Consider the following 21,187-nt stretch of genomic DNA (forward strand, 5'->3'; position numbering starts at 1 on the left):
GGACTCCGGACTGTCCGCCGAGTGTGGAGGGGGCATTGCGCCGATTGAAATAAACGCAGGGCATGAAGCGATAACCGCTGCTCCTTTCCCCTGATGGCGCGCTGTACCTAGCATCGGTCATCCCTACCTAGACCGGAATGGAAATGACCGCCGCCGCCACCGTGCCACCCAGCCCCTTGCCTGAAGACCGCAGGGTCCTGCTGTCGCAACTGGTAGCCGGTCTGGATGGGAACAGTCTGTGGTGGCTGTCCGGGTTTGCCGCCGGGTTGGCGCAGGGTACCTCTCCCACTGCCCTTACCGTCATCTCCGGCGGCCAAGCCGCACAGCCAGCACAGACCCGGCTGACCGTGGTCTATGGCAGCCAGACCGGCAACGCCCGCCGCGCCGCCGAGCAGCTCGCTGCCGAGGCCGAAGCCGCCGGCCTGCCGGTGCGGGTAGTCCGCGCCGATGCCTACGCCACCCGCGAGCTGGCCAATGAGCGCCTGCTCTACATCGTCATCAGCACCCAGGGCGAGGGCGATCCGCCGGACGACGCCATCGGCCTGGTCGAGTTCATCGCCGGCAAGCGTGCGCCAAAGCTGCCAGAGCTGAAGTACGCCGTGCTTGGACTGGGCGACTCCAGCTACGTGGAATTCTGCGGCATCGCCCGCAAGCTCGACAGCCGCCTGGCCGAACTGGGCGCCACCCGACTGCAGGCCGTGGGCGAGGCCGACCTGGACATCGATACCGTGGCCGCTCCATGGCAGGCACAGGCACTGCTCAATGCGCGCGACGTGATCGGCCAGACGGTGGTCGCCACGCCCAGCAATGTCACCCCCTTGCGCCATGCCGGCGCCTGGACCGCACAACATCCCTTCAGCGCAGAGCTGCTGTCGCGCCAGCTCATCAGTGGCCGCGATTTCAAGGGCCCGGCGTATGCCAAGTACGGCAATGCAGCCAAGTCCGTGCATCACCTTGAGCTTTCGCTGGAAGGCAGCGGCCTGCACTACGAACCCGGCGATGCGCTGGGCATCGTCCACCGCAACCCTGCCGAACTGGTCGAAGCCGTGCTGGATGTCACCGGCCTGGACGGCAGCGTGGAGATCGAGCATGACGGCCACAGCCGGCCGCTGGCGCAATGGCTGGGCGAGCACCGCGAGCTGACCCGCATTTCGCGCCCCCTGCTGGCCTCGGTGGCCGAGCGCAGCGCGCATCCGGAACTTGCTCGACTGCTCGATCCGGCACAGAAGACGGAACTGGCCTCGGTATTCGAAGATCATCAACTGGTCGACGTGCTGCGCCGTTGGCCGGCCGAGTGGAATGCCGAAGCCCTGCTCGGCACCCTGCGCCCCGCCGCGCAGCGCCTGTACTCCATCGCCTCCAGCCGCAAACGCGTCGGCGAAGAAGTGCACCTGACCGTCGACGAACTGCGTTATCACGCCCATGGCAGCGAACACCTGGGCGCAGCCAGCGGCTTCCTGAGCGCACTGGAAGAAGGTGCGCAGCTGCCGGTCTACATCGAAGCCAATGAGCGCTTCCGGGTACCGGCTGACAGCAGCCGCGACATCATCATGATCGGCCCGGGCACCGGCGTCGCACCGTTCCGTGGCTTCGTGCAGGAGCGTGCCGAGACCGGCGCTACAGGCCGCAACTGGCTGTTCTTCGGTGCGCGCCATTTCAATACCGATTTCCTCTACCAGACCGAATGGCAGGACGCGCTGCGGCGCAAGGAACTCGATCGCCTGGACCTGGCGTTCTCGCGCGACCAGGCCGACAAGGTGTACGTGCAGCAGCGCCTGCGCACCCGCGGCCGTGATCTCTACGACTGGCTGCAGAACGGCGCACACCTGTATGTGTGCGGCGCCATCGCCATGGGCAAGGACGTGCATGCAGCACTGCTGGATGTACTGCGCGAACACGGCGGGCTGGATGAAGACGATGCCCGCGATTATCTGACTCGACTGCACACGGAGGGGCGCTATGGACGGGATGTGTATTGAGGCTTGAACGCTGCGATGTGATCCAGCGCTGGCTTCGCGGCTGACGCCGCTCCCACAACTCCGACTCCTGACAGCGAACAGAATGAGCACCCACTCCGTTGAGAACATCAAGGCCGACAGCAACCGCTTGCGCGGATCCCTGCTGGAAAGCCTGGCCGACCCTGTTACCGGCGCATTGCGCGAAGACGACCAGACCCTGATCAAGTACCACGGCAGCTACCAGCAGGACGACCGCGACGTGCGCGATGAGCGCCGTCGGCAGAAGCTGGAGCCGGCCTACCAGTTCATGATCCGCACCCGCACTCCCGGCGGCGTGATCAGTCCCGAGCAGTGGCTGAAACTGGACAGCATCGCCACCCGATACGGCAACCACTCGCTGCGCATCACCACCCGCCAGGCGTTCCAGTTCCATGGCGTGATCAAGCGCGAGCTGAAGGCGACCATGCAGGCGATCAATGCCGCGTTGATCGACACCTTGGCCGCCTGCGGTGACGTCAACCGCAACGTCCTGGTTGCCGCCAACCCGCTGCTGTCCAGCGCACACGCCACCCTGTACGCCGACGCTGCGCGCACTTCCGAACACCTGTTGCCCAATACCCGCGCCTATTACGAAATCTGGCTGGACGAAGAGCGCGTGGCCGGCAGCGGCACCGAGGAAGAGCCGATCTACGGCGAGCGCTACCTGCCGCGCAAGTTCAAGATCGGCTTTGCACTGCCGCCGCTCAACGACGTCGATGTCTATGCCAATGACCTGGGCTTCATCGGCGTGCTTGATGCCGACGGCGAACTGCTCGGCTATGACGTGACCATCGGCGGCGGCATGGGCGCCACCCACGGCGATGCCGAAACCTATCCGCGCATCGCCAACAACGTCGGCTTCGTTCCGCGCGAGGCACTGCTCGATGTCGCCACCGCCACCGTCACCACCCAGCGCGACCTGGGCAACCGTGAACTGCGCAAGCGTGCGCGCTTCAAGTACACCATTGATGATCACGGTCTGGACACTGTTGTGGCCGAGATCGAGCGCCGCGCCGGCATCCGCTTCGCACCATCGCGTGCGCAGGCGTTCGCCCACAATGGCGACCGCTATGGCTGGGTGGAAGGCGACGACGGCCGCTGGCACCTGACCCTGTCGCTGCAGGCCGGGCGCATCGCCGATGTGGCCGGTGCCCCGCACCTGACCGCCCTGCGCGAAATCGCCCGCATCCTCGACGGCGAGTTCCGCATGACCGGCAACCAGAACCTGGTCATCGCCGGCGTGCCTGCCGCCCAGCGCGCGCAGATCGATGCGATCGTGCAAAACGCGGGACTGGACATCGGCAACCGCGCCCCGACCGCACTGGCGCGCGCCGCCATGGCCTGCGTCGCCCTGCCCACCTGCGGCCTGGCGATGGCCGAAGCCGAGCGTTACCTGCCCGAGTTCAGTGCCAAGCTGCAGCCGCTGCTGGAACAGCATCAGCTCACCGACGCACCGATCCTGCTGCGCATCTCCGGCTGCCCGAATGGCTGCTCGCGTCCCTACCTGGGCGAGATCGCCCTGGTCGGCAAGGCACCCGGCCGCTACAACCTGATGCTGGGCGCCGATCACCGCGGCCAACGCCTCAACACGCTGTACGGCGAGAACATCACCGAGCCGGAAATCCTCGACGCACTTGCGCCACTGTTTGCCCGCTATTCCGGTGAGCGCGATGGCAGCGAAGGCTTCGGTGACTTCCTGCACCGGACCGGTATCGTCGCCCTTCCTCCCTACCCCACCCACCGCCAGATATCCGTGGAACTGCAAGCATGAGCGCCCTGCCCAAGACCTCTCACAACCCGTCGGTACCCCTGCCTGACGACCTGGGCCCGCTCAATACCCTGCTCGATTCGATGGATGCGCAGCAACGCGTGGAATGGGCACTGCAGAACGCGCCCGGCGCGCATGTGCTGTCGTCGAGTTTCGGCGCGCAGTCGGCGGTGACCCTGCACCTGCTCAGCAGCCAGCGCCCGGACATTCCGGTGATCCTGATCGACACCGGCTATCTGTTCCCGGAGACCTACCGCTTCGCCGACGAACTGACCGACAGGCTCAAGCTCAACCTCAAGGTCTACCGCCCGCAGGTGAGCCGCGCCTGGATGGAAGCACGCCATGGCCGCCTGTGGGAACAAGGCGTAGTCGGCATCGAGCAGTACAACAACCTGCGCAAGGTCGAGCCGATGAAGCGCGCCCTGGATGACCTGCAGGTGGGCACCTGGTTCACCGGTCTGCGCCGCAGCCAGTCGGCAAGTCGCGCCAACACGCCAGTGCTGCAGCGCCGTGGCGAACGCTTCAAGGTCAACCCGATCGCCGATTGGAGCGATCGCGACGTGTGGAAATACCTGCAGGAGCACAAGCTGCCCTACCACCCGCTGTGGGAACAGGGCTACGTCTCCATCGGCGACTACCACACCACCCGCCGCTGGGAAGCCGGCATGCGCGAAGAAGACACCCGCTTCTTCGGCCTGAAGCGCGAATGCGGGCTGCACGAAGAGATTTGAGCCGCAATACCGCCTTTTGTAGGAGCGGCGTGAGCCGCGAAGCTATTGCTGTATCAGGTCATGCGTGCAATTCGACCTAGATCGCCTGCTTCGCGGCTCACGCCGCTCTTACAAAAGCGAAATCGACGCCCGCCTCACTGAGGCGGGCGTCCTTGCTTCAATACCGGTAGTCCAGCTTCAACCAGAACGAACGCCCCGGCTCGTTGATCCGCACTGGGTCAGCAGGAAACCCGAAATCCGCACTACCGGCCAGATTCAGATGCTCGGCATATGCGCGATCGAACAGATTGTCCACACCCACACTGGCACGCAGCCCGTCATTGATCCGATAGGCACCATTGAGTGACAAGGTCGCAAAGCCCACGCTCGGGCCCAGGTCCCGCGCCACCACATTGCCCTCATCCAGCGCCACCCGGCTCTGCCGGCTGACCGCGCGCAACAAGGCACCCACCGACCAGCGCGACTGTTCATAGGAGGCGGAGAAGCGCCCTTCCAGCGGTGGAATCTGCGGCAACGGCCGGTTTTCGCTGCGGTTCTCGCCCCAGGCGTAAGCCAGCGTGCTGCCAAGCTTCCATGCCTGCGTCGGCCGCCATTCCAAGCCCGCCTCGGCCCCGGCGATGCGCGCATCCACATTGCGGGCCTGGGTGCTGCTGCCCATCATTCCGCCGCTGCGGTACTGGAACAGGATGTAATCCTGCAGGCGACCGGCATACGCCGACACCCACGCATCAAGCCGCTCACTGCGGAACTGCAAGCCCAGGTCCAACTGTGTGGTCTTTTCCGGCGTCACGCCCGAGAACGCATTGACGCTGCCGACCGGCCCGGCATTGGCCGAGAACAACTCCCAGTAATCCGGCATGCGCTCGCTGTGTCCGATACCTCCGTACCAGGTCCAGGCCTGGCCATGATCACGCTCATAGCGCACGAAGCCACTGCCGAGATCCTCCTGACGCTGTTGCCCCGCAGTTGGATTCGGCATGCTCATCATGCCGGTGGTCGCGCGTCGGTCCTTGACCGTCGCCTTGTCCAGACGCAGGCCGCTGATCCAGCGCTGTGGCGTGCCTTCGCCCAAGGTCAACTCAGTGAACACCCCCTGGCTGCTGAAGTCGGCATCACGCTTCCAGGCCGACTGCTGCCAGGTATTGCGTCCCATGCCATTGCGGCTGCGATGGCGACTGTCCTGCGCATCGAAGCCGGCGACGACTGCCACCTCCTGCCAGCGCCATTCGCTGCTGACACGGCCACCGGTGGTGCGCCGCTCAACATTCGAGGCCATCGGCATCGGCATGCTGCTGGCCGGGTTCGGCGTGCGCAGCGTGTAGTTGTCCATCAGGTGATCTGCGTTGTTGTAATACAGATTGGCCTGCAACTTGTCCCAGGCGCCGGGCAGGTTGTCGCGCTCGAAGCGCAGGCCATAACTATCGCGCTTGAACGCGGCGCCATCCATGCCACGGCCGGCATAGCGCGCAATCGCATCGCCTGTGCCGGCACTGAGCTCCACAACCGTGTCAGCATCCGGCGTCCAGCCGATGGCCGCATCAGCGTTCCACTTGCGCCAACGCGAAGGCACCACGTCGCCATTGCCGTCGCGGTAGTCATCGGATTCGGAACGGTTGCCGTTGACCCGCACATACCCGGGCGTGCTGCCGAACGTGGCATCGAGCATCTGGTCGTTGCGGTTGTTGGATCCGCCCAGTGCGCTGGCTTTTAGCTCCATGCCGGGGCTGTCAAAGCGCGGCGTCTCCCGCTCGAAGCGCACCGTTCCCGCGGAGGCACCAGCGCCCCAACGCACGCTTTGCGGTCCCTTGATGACGGTCAAGCGGTCATAGGTTTCCGGCGCGATATACGACAGCGGATTGTCCATGCGTGACGGGCAGGCACCGATCAGGTTGCCGTCATTGCTGAGAATGTTCAGTCGCGAGCCGGACATGCCGCGCAGTACCGGGTCGCCATTGGTGCCGCCGTTACGGATCGCCGAGAAACCCGGCACGGTCTTCAGGTAGTCGGCGCCGTCACTGGCCGGCACCGGTTGCCGTGGCAGGCGCGGATCGGTGACCCATTGCAGCGGCGAAGAGGGTGCCGCGGCGGTAACCACCAGTGTGTCCAGGGTCTGGGTCAGATCACGCTCGGCGGCTTGGCCGACATGGGGGAACAGCGCCAAGCAGACGCAGACAGACAGGCATGCCGGAGCACCCGGCATACGGGAAAGGGATTTCATTTGGTTCTCCAATACGACACGTCCGCGCACCGCCCAACGGCAGCGCACGGCAAACAGGAAAGGTGGCGTTATCTGGAGAGCATCGGCGGCCCGCGCGGCGGGTGCGCAGGCCAGCGCAGGCTGGCGCGAACATGGGTCTTGCGGGGGGATTCAGGCGCCAGCCGATACAGCAACGGCGCCAGTACCAGGATCACCGCCAGCCAGGGCAGCAGGCGCGAGGCCATGGTGCAGTAGTCGCAGGCCTCACCGTGGGCAGCGTGGGGGTCGGCCGGCGGCGTTGGCTTCAGGTCGCTCGCCGCCAACGCGGGCGCGTCATGCGACATGTGCTGCATGTCGTGATGCCCAGCGTGCGCATCGGCAGACACCGGCATCGCTACTTCATGCGCGGCATGGCCCATTGCGCTCATCGGCAGCGGCTGGGACTGCAGCCAGCGGCTGACCACCGGCGCCACTGCCATCAACAAGGCTGCAGCAAAGGCCAGTACAAGCACAAAGGATTGGAAGCGAAGCGAACGCATGACCCGCGCATTTTATCGGCACGACAATGCCGACGTTGCCACGCAAGGTGCGACCGTTTGCCGCACATCCTGTTCACAGACGCAGACCGTAGTGCCGAGCCATGCTCGGCAGAGGCCTTCCCGGCAATGCATCACCCACGCAGCGTTTGTAGGAGCGGCGCAAGCCGCGAAGCTGATGTCAATGAAATCGCCAAACAACCCGAAATCCGACGGACCATCAGCTTCGCGGCTTACGCCGCTCCCACAAGATCCCACGGGATCCCGCATGGTCCATGCCTGAAGCCCTTGCCGAGCGTGGCTCGGCACTACGGGGATGCCTGCGCTTAGACGGTAATCGTCTGCGTCAACGATTCCCAGGTCGGCGGTACCGGCCAATCGGCCTGTTGGTTGCCGTCCAACACGCGGCGCAGATCACGCTTGTCGATCTGCGGCGCAAGCACGTGTACCAGTTCCAGGGCGTAATCACGCAGCACGCGATCACGCGGCAACACCGCCCAGGCGATGCACTCGGGAATCGATGCCGGTGCCGGCCAGGCGCGCAGGTCGGTGTCGTTGGCGCTTACCGCCATTTCCGCGAGCAGGCCAACGCCCAGTCCAGTGCGCACATAGGTCTTGATCAGGTCCGCGTCCAACGCGGTCAGGGTCAGGTCCGGTTCCAGATCCAGCGCAGCGAAGGCGCGACGCAGCGATGAACTGGTGCGGGTGGAAGACTCGTAGCTGATCAAGGGATGGCTTGCCAATGCGGCCATGTCCGGCGTTACCCCGGCACGATCCAGCGGATGGCCCTTGGGCACCAGCACCAGCCTGCGCCAGCGATACAGCGGCACGGCAATACCGGTGCTCGGTTCGCCACCTGCAGTGCTGATGATGGCGATGTCGGCATCGCCCTGGCTCAGCAGATCCAGTGCATCGCTTTCAGCGGCCTGCTGCAGGTGCACGCTCACTTGCGGATAAGCCAGCTTGATACGTGCAACCGCTGGTGGCAGCACGAAACGTGCCTGCGTGTGGGTCGTGGTCAAGATCAACTGGCCGTGGCTCTCGCGACGCTGGTTCGCAGCGTAGGTGCGAATGTTGTTGGCTTCGGCCAACACACTGCGCGCACGGTTGATCACTTCTTCGCCTGCAGGCGTTACCGATTCAAGACTTCTTCCTTTTCTCACGAACAACAGAAAACCCAACTCGTCTTCAAGCTGTTTGAGCTGTTTCGACAACCCCGGCTGGGTGGCATGCACCCGTGTCGCGGCGAGCGTGATGTTCAGCTCGGCATCGGCAATAGCAACGAGGTAACGCAGTTGGGTAAGGGTCATCGCAGTGTTGGAGAGAGATCTTCGGTAAGGAACTGTGAAGAATGTAGGCCAAAATGGTCTCGATACTTATAACCTAAAGTTATCTGAGGTTGGGCGCTTTTCATTTCCGGCGCTGCGGGGCCGGCGCTACGGTCACGGACCTAACTCCGACTACCTCCGTCATCGCCTTGGACAGCCCCTTGTTCCCCCTGTTTGCCGACCTCAAGGGTCGGGCCGTGCTGGTCGTTGGCGGGGGCGCGGTGGCCGAGCGAAAAACCGAGGCGCTACTGCGTGCCGGTGCCCTGCCCCGGGTCGGCGCACCGGCCTTGAGCCAGGCACTGCGGCAATTGGCCGATGCCGGACGCATCCAATGGCTGAATGGTCAGTTCGATCCAGCCTGGCTGGACCAGGCGATCTGGCTGGTGATCGCCGCCACCGACGACATCACCATCAACCGCGCGGTAGCCGAGGCCGCCGAAGCGCGCCGGCTGTTCGTCAACGTGGTCGATGACGCGGCGCTGTCTGGCTTCCACGTGCCGGCAGTGGTCGAACGCGGGCCGCTGCAGATCGCCATTTCCAGCGGCGGCGGTGCACCAATGGTGGCCCGCCATGTGCGCCGCCAGATCGAAGAACTGTTTGACCAGGCCTGGGGACAACTGGCGCAGCTGGTCAGCCGCAAGCGCGGGCTTATCCGCGAGCGCTTCCCCGAGCTGGCCGCGCGCCGTCGCTTCTTCGACCGGCTGATCGACGGGCCATTGCTTGGCCTGCTGCGCGCACGCCAGTCCATTGCTGCCGAAACCCAGCTGCTGCTGGACATGGGCGCCGAACCGCCGGCTCATGCCGGCTCGGTGGTGTTGGTCGGTGCCGGCTCCGGTGACCCCGGCCTGCTCACCCTCAACGCGCTGCGCGCACTCAACCAGGCCGATGTGATCCTGCACGACCGCCTGGTCAGTGCCGAGGTGCTGCAGCTGGCGCGACGCGATGCCGACTTCATCGAGGTCGGCAAATCCGCACAGGGCCGCAGCACCGCGCAGGAGCACATCCACGCGCTGATGCTGGAGCATGCCCGCGCCGGCAAGCGGGTGGTGCGACTCAAGGGCGGCGACGCCTTCGTGTTCGGCCGCGGCGGCGAGGAACTGCAGTTCCTGCGCGCCCATGGCATCGCCTTTGAAGTGGTGCCCGGCATCACCGCCGCACTGGCCTGCGCCGCCTACGCCGGCATCCCGCTGACCCACCGTGACCACGCCCAGCAGCTGCGGTTGGTCACCGCGCACTGCAAGGACTCGCTAGACACGCTGGATTGGCCGGCGCTGGCAGAGCCGCGGCAGACGCTGGTGTTCTATATGGGCGTGGCCGCGCTGGCGCAGATCCGCAGCCACCTGCTCGGCGCCGGGCTGACGCCCAGCACCCCATTCGCCCTGATCGAAAACGGCTCGCGCGCCGACCAACGGGTGGTCAGCGGCCAACTGCGCCAGCTGCCCGAGGCCGCTGCCCAGCATCAGGTGAAGTCACCGGCGCTGCTCATCCTCGGCGACGTGGCGGCGCTGGCCGATGAACTGCATTGGTTCGGCGACGCGCCGCTGCACGCAACGCCTACTGTTTCCTCACTTTCCGCAAAGACGGCACCGCCCACACTGGCGGACGCCGCCTGACCACCTCCCCGGAGATTTCAATGGCCCTGTACAACAGCATCCTGGACACCATCGGCAATACCCCGGTGGTCAAGCTCAACCGCCTGGCCCCGGCCGGCGTCGACATCTACGTCAAGGTCGAGTCGTTCAACCCGGCTGGGTCGGTCAAGGACCGCCTGGCCCTGGCCATCATCCTCGACGCCGAGAGGAAGGGCCTGCTCAAGCCCGGTGACACCATCGTCGAAGCCACCTCCGGCAACACCGGCGTCGCCTTGGCGATGGTGGCCGCCGCGCGCGGCTACAAGTTCGTCGCCACCATGGTTGAGACCTTCTCCATCGAGCGCCGCAAGTTGATGCGCGCCTATGGCGCCAAGGTCATCCTGACCCCGGCCGCCGAGCGTGGCAGCGGCATGGTGCGCAAGGCCAAGGAACTGGCGCAGCAGCACGGCTGGTTCCTGGCCAGCCAGTTCGCCAACCCGGCCAACCCGGCCTATCACCGCCAGACCACCGCCGCCGAGATCCTGCGCGACTTCGCCGGCAAGCGCCTGGACTACTTCGTCAGCGGTTGGGGCACCGGCGGCACCCTGACCGGCGTCGGCGAAGTGCTGAAGCTGGCCCGGCCGGAAACCCGCATCATCGCCACCGAGCCGGCCGGCGCCGCGCTGCTGGCCGGCAAGGACTTCACCCCGCACAAGATCCAGGGCTGGACCCCGGACTTCGTCCCGGAAGTACTCAACCGCAACGTCTACGACCAGTTGCTGTCGATCCAGGACGAACGTGCGATTGAGACCTCGCGCCGCCTGGCCGCCGAAGAGGGCATCTTCGTCGGCATTTCCTCTGGCGCCACGGTTGCCAGCGCGCTGGATGTGGCCGCCACTGCCGAGGCCGGCTCGGTGATCCTGGCGATGCTGCCCGACACCGGCGAACGCTACTTCTCCACGCCGCTGTTTGCCGACATCAACGACGGCTCCGACGACGACTGGCTGGCCGGCCTTCCGTAAGTGCAGCACTACCCGCTTCAAGCAGAAGGGCCGCCATGTGCGGCCCTTCTGCTCTCGACACCGCGCAACAGCGCAGGGCACTCCACTATTGCCGGCTCAACAAACCCAGCTCCAGCGCCCGCCTGTGAATCTCCAGGTCGCTCTTGACTCCGAGCTTGGCGCGCAATGATGTCCGTTGCTGGTACACGGTTTTGTCGCTGACCCCCTGTTCCAGCGCTATCTGCTTTGGTGTCTGGCCACGTGCAAGCCGAAAAAATACATCGCGCTCACGTTCGGTCAGGGATTCCAATCCTGCGGGGGACGAGGCACGGTTCAGGTCACTGCTCAGGTAGCTCTGCCCGGAAGCCACCGCATGCAGCGCCTCCAGCAGCTCCCTAGGCGCGGCACCTTTGCTCACGTAGCCAGCGGCCCCCCGGCCGAGCGCCTCGGACAGCCAGGGTTCGCTGTCGTGCATGCTCAGCACCAACACAGACACCTGCGGCTGTGCGATCCGCAGCTCGGAAATCAAACCAAGCCCACCGCCAGGCAGTGAAAGGTCCAAAACCAGTACATCGGGAAGCAGTCCCTGCACCGCCACGCGTGCAGTAGCCGCGTCATCGCATTCGGCAACGATGCAGAACCCGGCTTCCTCCTCGATCAACGCGCGGAACCCGGTACGGACGATTGCGTGATCGTCAGCCATGACAATTCGGATCATCGGCAGATGCTAGCAGCTATGGAACAACGCCCAACCTGAAAATTTCTGGACGTCGGATACGTGCCATCGCCAAGCCGATACCATTATTGGATGACGCGACCACTGCCGCCCTCTGCCAGGAACCTGTTGCTGGCTGCAAGCTATCCACTGCTGCACAGCTTGCTGATGCTACCCGCCAACATGGTCTGGCACCCACCGGCCGGCCTGCGCTTTGCGCTGTTGATGCTGTTGCCCATGCGCTGGTGGCTGCCGATGACCATTGGGCTGGAGCTCTGGTACCGCCTTCTGGGAACAGGTGGCGAGTGGCGCGGGCTGGCCGCATCTGCGGCGCATTTCGTAGCCATATGCAGCGGCCCCTGGCTGTTACGCCAACGTGGCGCTCTTACCCTTGCCGATACCCGGTCGTGGTGCTGGTTGTTTGTCGCAATGATGCTTTCGGCCACCGGCAATGCCTTGCAGATCACCCTCTGGCCTCCTGCATGGGTGGCCGACATGCCAGCCACCGAACTGCTACTGCGGATTACGCTTGGTGACTACGTTGGCATGATGTTGATGGTGCCCCTGATCTTCATCGTATTCCTCCATCGCCCCTCCACCGTTCACTTCCGCAGCTGGCGAGCCGATATCCCCCGCCTGCTGCTGCCTCTATTGGTGATCAGCGCGCTCGTTCTGCTGTACGCACCGCAGCCATGGACCTACCTGTTTGCTGCCGGCCTATGCCTGCCCATCGCAATCCACATGGCCCTGCGCAGTGGCTGGCGGGGAGTAACCCTGTCGATCGGGTCAATCAGCTTGTTGATCGGGCTCGTGGCTTGGCATCGGCAAGACCTGCCCGAGACCATCGAGGTCCAATTGTTGCTGGCGCTGGTCGGCACTACCTTGCTGCTACTTGGTGCCGCGAGCGAATCCCAACGCGCAGCGCAGCACGAGCTGCGCCGCCGGAACGAAGAGCTGCATGCTTTGACCGGTGCGCTGCGAGAGGCTGCCCAGCGTAACCTGGACCTTTCTGAAGACGTCCGCCGCTGGGTTACCGCAGAACTGCATGACGAGCTTGGCCAGAACCTGACTGCGCTGCAAACGCGACTGGTACTGCTTGAGCGGCGCACGCCTACTGGCGGCCTGTTGCAGCCCGCCTGGGAAATCATAGGCAACATGCGGCATTCCGTTTCCAGCCTAATGTCGAGCCTGCGGCCGGCAGGCTTGGACGAATTCGGCCTTGTCTCCACACTCGGCAACGGCGCTATCCGCACCCTGCTTGAAGAGGGAGACCTGTCATATCACCTGCACGTCTTGGACCACGACAAGCAGCTGGGAAGACTCGATGATCGCACCCAGACAAGCCTGTATCGCATCACCCAAGAGGCTGCTACCAACGCCATACGCCATGCTCAGGCGCGCAACTTCATGGTCCGCATACGCAGTACCTCGAGCGGACGCATCTCGTTGTTGATTGGCGACGATGGCAGTGGCTTCCCAACCGCCCCGCGCCAAGGTGGGCTCGGCCTGCAGGGGATACGCGATCGGGTGCTGTCGCTAGGTGGAACGCTGCGCCTGCGCAGCGACAACAGGGGTACCTGGCTACTCGTCCGCTTGCAAGCCAGTTGAACTGGCAAGGCCCGCGAAGCTCGCCAGCTGCAGCGCCTTGCGTAATGCGTTCACACCCCCCGTTCCGGGCGGAGTGATGAGCAGATGTTCCGGCCCAAGCTGCCAGTGCTTCCAGCCATCGCTGCTTGCCTGCGCCACACGCTGTGGCGCCATCCACAGACCACCGGATGCTTCCAGCAACGGGAAGTCCAACCATTGGCAAAAAACCTGGAAGTGCTCCCGCGCACACGCTTCCGCGTCCAGTGGCCAAGGCGTCGAGCGTTCGCTTCCGCCAACCCAATCCCGTTGAGCAAAGACAAATTCAACGAGACCATTCCGCTTGAAGGTGGCATGGAAAGCATCATCATGGAAATTTCCACCGCCCATGTAGCCGGCAAAATACCCGGCGATCCGTCCTTTTCCCAACTCTGTCCACGAAAAGAAGTAACGGCAGGCAAATGGCGGCGTCAGCGTACACCCCCGATCACTCCACTTGCCGACCATGACCTGCCGGCCCATCGTCGGCCCGGCGACAACTTTTGACCCGCGCAACATCCCTACCCCTAAGCAACTTTTGGCATCAGCATGCAGCGGCCAACAGTCACTCAGCGCTTGAAAATTTCAGATGGAATCGGCTGACCGGCCATTCCACCATCGTCCGCACTTAATGAGGCGATGGGCAAGGACTGCATGGACGACAAAGTCAATTCGGACTACTTCTATTGGCACTGTGAAGTCGCCGCGTTGGTGCTGAACACGCTACCTGGGAATCCCGCGACAAAGCACCATGTGCGCAACGCATTGCGCATGGCCACCTTGGCAGCCACCGGCCCGAAAGGTGTTGGCTTCGCCAGCGAACGTGCCCACCAGACCAAGGCACTGTCTGCAAAGAACTGGGACAAGTGCGGCTTGATCAGGGAGCACGTGATACCCATCGGCGAAGTCTACGAAAAGGTCTTCCGTTCACTTGCGTTTCCGATCATTCACAATGACCTTGGCAAGCCCCCGGGCTTCATGCCGGTCAGCGAGGGCAGAATCAAGCTGCGGGCAGGCCAGAGCACCCTCGCACTCGGCAATCCTCGCCCATGGCAGATCGCGCAGATCCTTCAGCAATGGACGCTGTTGGCCTACATCACCAAGGAAGAAGACCAGCTGCTACGCGAACGCAAACTGCACGACCGTATGCCTGCAGGCTGGGATGGCCAGGACAAATTTTCCCGCTATTCCGAGTGTGGCATTGTTTGGAAACCGATCGAATGAGCTCCAGTATTCGGCGTTTCCCCTCCGCAGTGGGATTGCTGCTCTTTACCTCGCTCGCTCAGGCCAGTCTTGGTCGTGTCTCGTTTGATCCTGGCGTTTCGACCGCCAGCACCATCGATCCGTCAATGTACTGCCCTTCGCCAGGCATTGACGACGGGGTGTGTCAGGCCAATGCCCGCTTCTGGGCAGAACAACATGAGCGCTTGCTCGGCGATGCGCTCAGGCGTGTTGCCGACGTCGGCGCACTGCAGCAGGACGAATCCGCCTGGCTGGCGGCAATCGAGCGCGAATGCCGCAATGAACTGGAGTGCCTGGGCAACGCGCTCATTCAGCGCCACATCCATCTGGATGGCATCGTGAAACAGGAAGAAGCTACCGCCACAGCAATCCAAACGGGGGCTGCAGCGACCGACGACCAGGCCTACGCCAGCGATGACGTGGAAGCTCAGGTCGTCGACAAGGAACAGGAAGCTGCGCTTGCCCCAACACGGTTGGCCACCAAGCCCCGTGCAGACACCAACGCAGCGGCCGACGATGTGACCCCCACCCAACCAGTGCCTTCCACTGCCACAAAATCGCAGATAACGCCTGCCGGGAAAGCCATGCTGCTCCTGGTCCTGGCCAGCGTCCTGCTCTGCTGCATTGTTCTTGCCCTCTCGGCCTTTGGAAAAATAGTTTTCTACTACGATGTGCGCGATTTCGGCTGGAGCCTGTCCCCCGCATTGTTTACGACCCTGGCATTGTGCAGCGTGGCCGTTCTACGTTCAGGCGAGCTGGACAGCGCCCCCCTGAACCCAACACAGATAACGGTACTGGCTGTTGGCGCGGTTGCCGCGCTGGCTGGTGTATTGATTGCTTACCGCAACGCCATTCGATACAACCGGAGTCTGTTTGTAGGCCTATTGGTTGGCAGCGGAAAGGCTTTTGTCGCCGCGTTCATGGTTTTCTCGTTTTTGGCCAATGCAAGCCGCAGGAATAGCGAGAACTACTACCGGTACAACGCCAAAGGCAGGCGTGAGCGCGCACTGGCAGCTTCTTCCTTCACGGTGTTAGGTCTGCTCTGGTACGCACTCGTTAATGGCGAGCGCGTTTACCAAAGGAAGGGGTGGGATCCACCCTGATCCTCCAGCGCCGGAACCGGGTTGGCGCAGGGCCGTAATTTTCATTACATAGCAACCAATGGAGGCCGTCCAGTGCGGCCTTCACGCGTTTCCGCGTCTTTAAATCACAGCAGGTGAGACTGGACGGGCGCAGACTGTGGATGTTCCGGCCTGGCGGCAGCCGTCACGCTTTTCTCATACATCGCAATGGAAGATCACGGCCATGAACATTGAAGTTTGGCAGGGCGACATCACCGAACTGGCCGTTGACGTCATCGTCAACGCGGCCAATGAAACCTTGCTTGGCGGCGGCGGCGTGGACGGTGCAATCCATCGGGCCGCAGGCCCCGGCCTGCTGCGCGAATGCGAGCAGTTGCCCGAACTGCGCGCGGGCGTGCGCTGCCCCACCGGCGAAGTGCGCGCCACCGGCGGCCACAATCTGCCGGCCAAGCATGTGTTCCATACCGTCGGCCCGGTGTGGCGCGATGGTCGCCATGATGAAGCGGCGTTATTGGCCAATTGCTACTGGCAGTCACTGCGGCTGGCCGAGCAGACGGGCCTGGAGTCGATTGCGTTCCCGGCGATCAGCTGCGGGGTTTATGGCTACCCGCTGCACCAGGCGGCGGTGATTGCAGCTACCGAAACCATGACCTGGCAGAAGAGCCATGCGCGGCCTTCGCGGATCGTGTTGGTGGCTTACAACGCGGCGGCGTTCAAGATCTACCAGCAGGCCTTGGCCAGCGCTGGACCGGCGCAGGAGCAGGCGGGCTCGGTATTGGCGTCGTTTGCGGGTGGGTTTGCGCCTGCGCATTGAGGTGTTTGGCTGTTCGAGCCGAGCAAAATCAAAACCTACCCCTCCCCAGCCCTCCCCTTGCCTGCGGCAAAGGGAGGGGGCCGTTTGTGCAGGTCGGGCAGATCACAGGTAGCCGCTTTTACCCCTCCCTTTCGCGCAGCGAAGGGGAGGCCTGTGGTGGGGTAGCTCTTGGCAGCAAGCCCATCACCCCAGCGCACCACTCACCCCATAAACCCAGGCATCAAAGAACCCCTGCAGCGAGCGCCCCGCCGCACGCTCCATCGCCTGCTGGAAATCCGCCGTCACCACCGAGCGCCCATCATTGGCCCGTGTGTACTCGCGCAACCCACGCCAGAACAGCTCTTCGCCCAATTCCAAGCGCAAGCGGTGCAGCACGTACGCGCCCTTCTTGTAGACCACCGCACGATCATCGGCGCTGGGTTTGTTCCAATCCGGATACACCAACGGCCGATCAGCACCCTTCTCGCGCAGCGCCAATACCCGCTGCTCCCAGCCCTGCACCATCGCCTGGTAGGCGGCTTCGCCCTGCGCCTGCTGCAACCACGCCGCCGTCATGAAGTTGGCGAAACCTTCGTTGAGCCAGAAATGCTCCCAGCTGGCACAGGTCACGCGTACGCCCCACCATTGATGCGCGGCTTCGTGGGCGATCAAGCCAGTCTGGGTGGGATCATCCAACACGCCTTTGCCATAGGCCTCCGACATCACCGACAGACCAGCCATTTCCTGGCCGATGGTGTTGGCCACCAGCGCCTGCCGATAGTCGCCTTCATAGGCCAAGCCTGCGCGGGCGGCAAAGAAGTCGAGCATGTCGTCGGTGGCCGCGAACACCTGCCGCAGTTCGGCCTCGGAGCGGTCCTTCGAGTAGAACTGCAAGCGCCCCTGCCGCGCGTGCTGATAAGGGCCGGCAGCAAAGCCATAGACAAACGCGGGCGTTGGTTTGCGCAGCTGCCAACGGTGTTCGATGCGCCCATCACCGAGCAGGCGCGATGGCAGTTCATCGCCAACCGCCGTCGCATGCAGGTCGCGAGGAAGGCGCAGCGCCAACTGCAGCGTAGCGCGCTCGTCCGGCGCATCCACCGACGGCATCCATTGGCTGGTGGAGAATATCGTGTAGACCTCGTTGCGTTCGGCGGCGAACTCCAGGCCAAAGCGTGGCTTGCCGCGGTAGTGCACGCGTATGCTGCTTTGCTGGCCCGCCGTCAGCATCGTTGCAAGACTGATGGCCAGCTTTCCATCGGCCTGCTGGAAGCTGAGCGGCTTGTCATCCTGCGTAACCGAATCGATGACCAGCTCACCACTGTCCAGGACCAGCTTTTGCAGTGGGCCTGTAGCGTCGAAACGCAGCAAGGTCTCACCCTGCAGCTGACCGGCGGCGATATCCAGATCCAGGGTGGTTGCGTAGTGCTGGATATCGAAATCGCGTGGCTCCGCAGCGAAGGCAGACACGGTCATGGTCGATGCAAACAGTGCCAGCGCGATTCTGCGGTGCATCGGATCATCCCTGAGGAAAAAGCCGATTGTAGGGCGTCGAGCTTGTAGGAGCGGCGTAAGCCGCGAAGCTGGAAATTCCCAGGTTGCCTGGAATGCATGCAATTGCAGCCACCCTGGCGGTTTTGTTTGCACCGGCTTCGCGGCTTACGCCGCTCCTACAAAAACACTGCAAAACAAAACGCCGGCTGTTGGCCGGCGTTCTGTTCAACTCACGCAGGTTGGCTTATCAGCCTTCCCACTTGCCCTGTGCTGCCAGGCCGTTTTCCTTGGCACGCTCGAACACGGTCTTCTGTGCAGCAGCGTAGTTGCCCTTCATGTCCTTGGCCCACAGCTTCAGTGCAGCCTGCTGCATGGCGCGGCCGTAGGAGAAGCTCAGCGGCCACGGCAAGGCGCCGACCTGGTTCATGGCGTTGAGGTGAGCGGTGGACTGCTCATCGCTCTGGCCACCGGACAGGAACACCACGCCCGGCAGGATCGCCGGCACGGTCGACTTCAGGCACATCACGGTGGACTCGGCCACTTCCTCGACATCCACCTGCTCGTCACAGGTCTTGCCCGGAATGACCATCGAAGCCTTCAGGATGGTGCCTTCCAGCACCACGTTCTGCTGGTACAGGGCGTCGAACAGCGAACGCAGGGTGGCTTCGGTGACTTCGTAGCAGGTCTCGATGTCGTGGTCGCCGTCCATGATCACTTCCGGCTCGACCATCGGCACCAGGCCGCATTCCTGGCACAGGGCGGCATAACGGGCCAGCGCGTGGGCGTTGGACTCGATGCAGGTGCCCGACGGCATGCTTTCGCCGATGTTGATCACCGCACGCCACTTGGCGAAACGGGCGCCCAGCTTGTAGTACTCCTGCAGGCGCTCACGCAGGCCGTCCAAGCCTTCGGTCACCAGCTCACCGGGGCAGCCGGCCAGCGGGTGCGCACCCTTGTCGACCTTGATGCCCGGGATCATGCCGTTGTCGGCCATGTACTTGGCGAACGGCACGCCGTCCTTGGTCGACTGGCGGATGGTTTCGTCGTACAGGATGGCGCCGGAGATGTGCTCGTTGAGCTTCGGCGTGGTCAGCAGCAGTTCGCGGTAGGCACGACGGTTTTCTTCCGTGTTCTCGATGCCGACGCTTGCGAAGCGCTTGGCAATCGTACCGGTGGATTCGTCAATGGCGATGATGCCCTTGCCCGGGGCGACCATGGCCTGGGCGGTTTCAGCCAGCAGTTCGATGCTCATGAGGTTCCTGTGACAGCGTGCGGGAAAACCCGGATTATAGCCCGGCACGCTCACCGGCTGGCTGCCCGCAAGGTCTGGAATCGGTTTCAGGCTGTCAGGTCAGGACAAAACCTGTCCGCTCCGATCAACTTCTGACCGGAGCGGTGGCTTGTTGCTGGCGTCGCTTACAGGTCGCCCAGACCGCTGGCGCGGCCGTCGTTACCCACTTCCAGCAGGCGCAGGGTGTTGGTGGCGCCATGGGTTTCCATGTGCTCGCCACTGGTGAACACCACGCGATCACCCGCCTGCAGCAGGTTGGACTCGACCAGCAGGCGGATGCTGCCGCGCGCGGCTTCGCGCGGGGTGAAACCACGGCTGTCGAAGTTGATCGGGAACACGTCACGCATCAACGCCATCTGCCGGCGCGCACCGTCGTGGCGGGTGACCGCGTAGATCGGCGACTTGGCGCGGAAGCGCGACAGGTAACGCGCGGTACCACCGGATTCGGTCATCGCCACGATGGCGCGCACGCCCACGTGCTGGGACAGGAACATGGTGGCCATGGCAATGGCCTGGTCGGCGCGTTCCAGGTTGCGCGGCGAGGCATTGAAGTCGGTCTCGGTCTGGAACTGACGCTCGGCGCCCAGGCAGATGCGGGCCATCGCCTCGACCGCCTTGACCGGATAGGCACCGGCCGCGGTTTCGGCCGACAGCATCACCGCATCGGTACCGTCGATGACCGAGTTGGCCACGTCCAGCACTTCGGCGCGGGTCGGGATCGGGCTTTCGACCATCGACTGCAGCATCTGGGTGGCGGTGATGACCACCTTGTTCTGCGCCAGCGAGGCCTTGATGATCTTCTTCTGCAGGCCCGGCAGCTCGGCGTCGCCGATTTCCACGCCCAGGTCGCCACGCGCCACCATCACCACATCGCTGGCGTCGACGATCTCTTCCAGGTTCTCGATGGCTTCGGTGCGCTCGATCTTGGACACCAGCGCGGCGTAGCAGCCATGCGACTCGGCGATCTCACGCGCGTCATTCATATCCTGCGCATTGCGGCAGAACGAGACGGCGATGAAGTCGACGCCGATCTTGGCAACGATGCCGATCAGCTCCTTGTCGCGCTCGGTCAGCGCACCCAGCGACAGGCCACCGCCCTGCTTGTTCAACCCCTTGCGGTCGGACAGCACGCCATCGTTGAGCACGGTATTGATGATGCGCTCGCCCTGCACTTCCACGACCTGCAGCTGCATCAGGCCATCGTCGAGCAGCAGCACGTCGCCCGGCGCCACGTCCTGCGGCAGGCCGAGGTAGCTCACGCCCACCTGGCTGGTGTCACCGGCCGGTGCCGAGGTGCTGGCGATCAGGTCGAAACGGTCGCCAGCCTTGAGCGTGATCTTGCCTTCGGCAAAACGCTCGATGCGGATCTTCGGGCCCGGCAGGTCGGCCAGGATGCCGACTTCCACACCCACGCGCTGGGCGGCGGCACGCACGTCGGCGGCACGCTTGGCCTGGCCGGACGGGTCGCCGTGGGAGAAATTCAAACGCACAACGTTGACGCCGGCGCGGAACAGATCGTCCAGCACCCCTGGCGCGTCAGTTGCCGGCCCGAGGGTGGCGAGGATCTTGGTGCGGCGCTGACGTTCAATCATTGTGCGTGGTCTCCCTGATAGACCGCCGAAAGTAGCACATCCATTGCATGACAACGATGTCGCATACGATTTCATACGACACTTTCTGCTGTGTCCCAAAGACAGGCCAGACAGTCGATCTGGACATACCGTACGGTATGACAACGCGGGACCTATAGCTGACTTGCATAGGTCGATAAGCCAAGGTGATAGCTCAGCACGCGGATGTTGCTGTTGCGTGTTGGCTGGA

17 protein-coding genes are annotated in these 21,187 nt (G+C 63.7%); 9 read left to right on the top strand and 8 right to left on the bottom strand.

Annotated features, from left to right (window positions below):
• Positions 1 to 143: 143 nt before the first annotated feature.
• From AC13FW_RS00860 to AC13FW_RS00870, 3 genes are all read left to right on the top strand, one after another.
• On the top strand, positions 144 to 1,979 hold the full coding sequence (locus AC13FW_RS00860; protein WP_482987866.1) for an assimilatory sulfite reductase (NADPH) flavoprotein subunit: 1,836 nt from the start codon (positions 144 to 146) through the stop codon (positions 1,977 to 1,979).
• A gap of 82 nt (positions 1,980 to 2,061) precedes the next feature.
• Positions 2,062 to 3,768 carry an assimilatory sulfite reductase (NADPH) hemoprotein subunit gene (gene cysI, locus AC13FW_RS00865; protein WP_482987867.1) on the top strand — a complete coding sequence of 569 codons (1,707 nt, stop codon included), beginning with the start codon at positions 2,062 to 2,064 and terminating at the stop codon, positions 3,766 to 3,768.
• Positions 3,765 to 4,496, top strand: coding sequence for a phosphoadenylyl-sulfate reductase (locus tag AC13FW_RS00870; protein ID WP_296247084.1), 732 nt, complete (start codon positions 3,765 to 3,767; stop codon positions 4,494 to 4,496). Before cysI ends, AC13FW_RS00870 begins: the two co-directional genes overlap by 4 nt.
• 157 nt (positions 4,497 to 4,653) lie before the next feature.
• Here AC13FW_RS00870 and AC13FW_RS00875 read toward each other — a convergent pair whose 3' ends face one another.
• The 3 genes from AC13FW_RS00875 to AC13FW_RS00885 all read right to left on the bottom strand — a co-directional run bounded on the left by AC13FW_RS00875 (position 4,654) and on the right by AC13FW_RS00885 (position 8,539).
• Positions 4,654 to 6,714 carry a TonB-dependent copper receptor gene (locus AC13FW_RS00875; RefSeq protein WP_482987868.1) on the bottom strand — a complete coding sequence of 687 codons (2,061 nt, stop codon included), beginning with the start codon at positions 6,712 to 6,714 and terminating at the stop codon, positions 4,654 to 4,656.
• A gap of 68 nt (positions 6,715 to 6,782) precedes the next feature.
• Entirely contained in the window at positions 6,783 to 7,232 is a 450-nt protein-coding gene (locus AC13FW_RS00880; RefSeq protein WP_482987869.1) for a DUF2946 family protein, read from the bottom strand.
• Between the two features lie 323 nt (positions 7,233 to 7,555).
• A complete protein-coding gene (locus AC13FW_RS00885) occupies positions 7,556 to 8,539 on the bottom strand; it encodes a LysR family transcriptional regulator (RefSeq protein WP_481509618.1) in 984 nt (327 codons plus the stop codon).
• Positions 8,540 to 8,718: 179 nt separating this feature from the next.
• On the opposite strand from AC13FW_RS00885, the gene cysG reads away from it, so the two are divergent.
• Positions 8,719 to 10,170: a siroheme synthase CysG gene (cysG, locus tag AC13FW_RS00890; protein ID WP_482987870.1), complete on the top strand. Its 1,452-nt coding sequence runs from the start codon at positions 8,719 to 8,721 to the stop codon at positions 10,168 to 10,170.
• A 20-nt stretch (positions 10,171 to 10,190) separates the two neighbouring features.
• Entirely contained in the window at positions 10,191 to 11,150 is a 960-nt protein-coding gene (gene cysK / locus AC13FW_RS00895; RefSeq protein WP_296247095.1) for a cysteine synthase A, read from the top strand.
• An 85-nt stretch (positions 11,151 to 11,235) separates the two neighbouring features.
• Here the strand turns inward: cysK and AC13FW_RS00900 are convergent, their stop codons facing one another.
• Positions 11,236 to 11,832, bottom strand: a complete 597-nt coding sequence (locus tag AC13FW_RS00900; RefSeq protein WP_482987871.1) for a response regulator — start codon at positions 11,830 to 11,832, stop codon at positions 11,236 to 11,238.
• A gap of 141 nt (positions 11,833 to 11,973) precedes the next feature.
• Between AC13FW_RS00900 and AC13FW_RS00905 the strand changes: the two genes are divergently transcribed.
• Positions 11,974 to 13,452: an MASE1 domain-containing protein gene (locus AC13FW_RS00905; protein WP_482987872.1), complete on the top strand. Its 1,479-nt coding sequence runs from the start codon at positions 11,974 to 11,976 to the stop codon at positions 13,450 to 13,452.
• On the opposite strand, the gene AC13FW_RS00910 is transcribed toward AC13FW_RS00905, so the two are convergent.
• The gene (locus AC13FW_RS00910; RefSeq protein ID WP_296247100.1) at positions 13,426 to 13,986 is read right to left on the bottom strand and encodes a hypothetical protein; all 561 of its coding nucleotides are present in this window, start codon (positions 13,984 to 13,986) and stop codon (positions 13,426 to 13,428) included. The genes AC13FW_RS00905 and AC13FW_RS00910 overlap by 27 nt on opposite strands.
• A gap of 120 nt (positions 13,987 to 14,106) precedes the next feature.
• Between AC13FW_RS00910 and AC13FW_RS00915 the strand changes: the two genes are divergently transcribed.
• The 3 genes from AC13FW_RS00915 (at position 14,107) to AC13FW_RS00925 (ending at position 16,605) form a co-directional block, all read left to right on the top strand.
• Complete coding sequence (locus tag AC13FW_RS00915) at positions 14,107 to 14,691, top strand: hypothetical protein (protein ID WP_482987873.1); 585 nt, start codon at positions 14,107 to 14,109, stop codon at positions 14,689 to 14,691.
• Complete coding sequence (locus AC13FW_RS00920) at positions 14,688 to 15,812, top strand: hypothetical protein (RefSeq protein WP_296247102.1); 1,125 nt, start codon at positions 14,688 to 14,690, stop codon at positions 15,810 to 15,812. The genes AC13FW_RS00915 and AC13FW_RS00920 overlap by 4 nt, the downstream gene beginning before the upstream one ends.
• 202 nt (positions 15,813 to 16,014) lie before the next feature.
• On the top strand, positions 16,015 to 16,605 hold the full coding sequence (locus tag AC13FW_RS00925) for an O-acetyl-ADP-ribose deacetylase (protein ID WP_482987874.1): 591 nt from the start codon (positions 16,015 to 16,017) through the stop codon (positions 16,603 to 16,605).
• Positions 16,606 to 16,788: 183 nt separating this feature from the next.
• Here the strand turns inward: AC13FW_RS00925 and AC13FW_RS00930 are convergent, their stop codons facing one another.
• From AC13FW_RS00930 to pyk, 3 genes are all read right to left on the bottom strand, one after another.
• Positions 16,789 to 18,096: a M1 family metallopeptidase gene (locus AC13FW_RS00930; protein ID WP_482987875.1), complete on the bottom strand. Its 1,308-nt coding sequence runs from the start codon at positions 18,094 to 18,096 to the stop codon at positions 16,789 to 16,791.
• A gap of 226 nt (positions 18,097 to 18,322) precedes the next feature.
• Positions 18,323 to 19,327 (bottom strand): class I fructose-bisphosphate aldolase, encoded by a 1,005-nt coding sequence (locus AC13FW_RS00935; protein WP_482987876.1) that lies wholly within the window; start codon positions 19,325 to 19,327, stop codon positions 18,323 to 18,325.
• A gap of 164 nt (positions 19,328 to 19,491) precedes the next feature.
• Positions 19,492 to 20,958 (bottom strand): pyruvate kinase, encoded by a 1,467-nt coding sequence (pyk, locus tag AC13FW_RS00940; protein ID WP_482987877.1) that lies wholly within the window; start codon positions 20,956 to 20,958, stop codon positions 19,492 to 19,494.
• Positions 20,959 to 21,187 lie beyond the last annotated feature (229 nt).

Source organism: Stenotrophomonas sp. 21LCFQ19 (assembly GCF_056861425.1).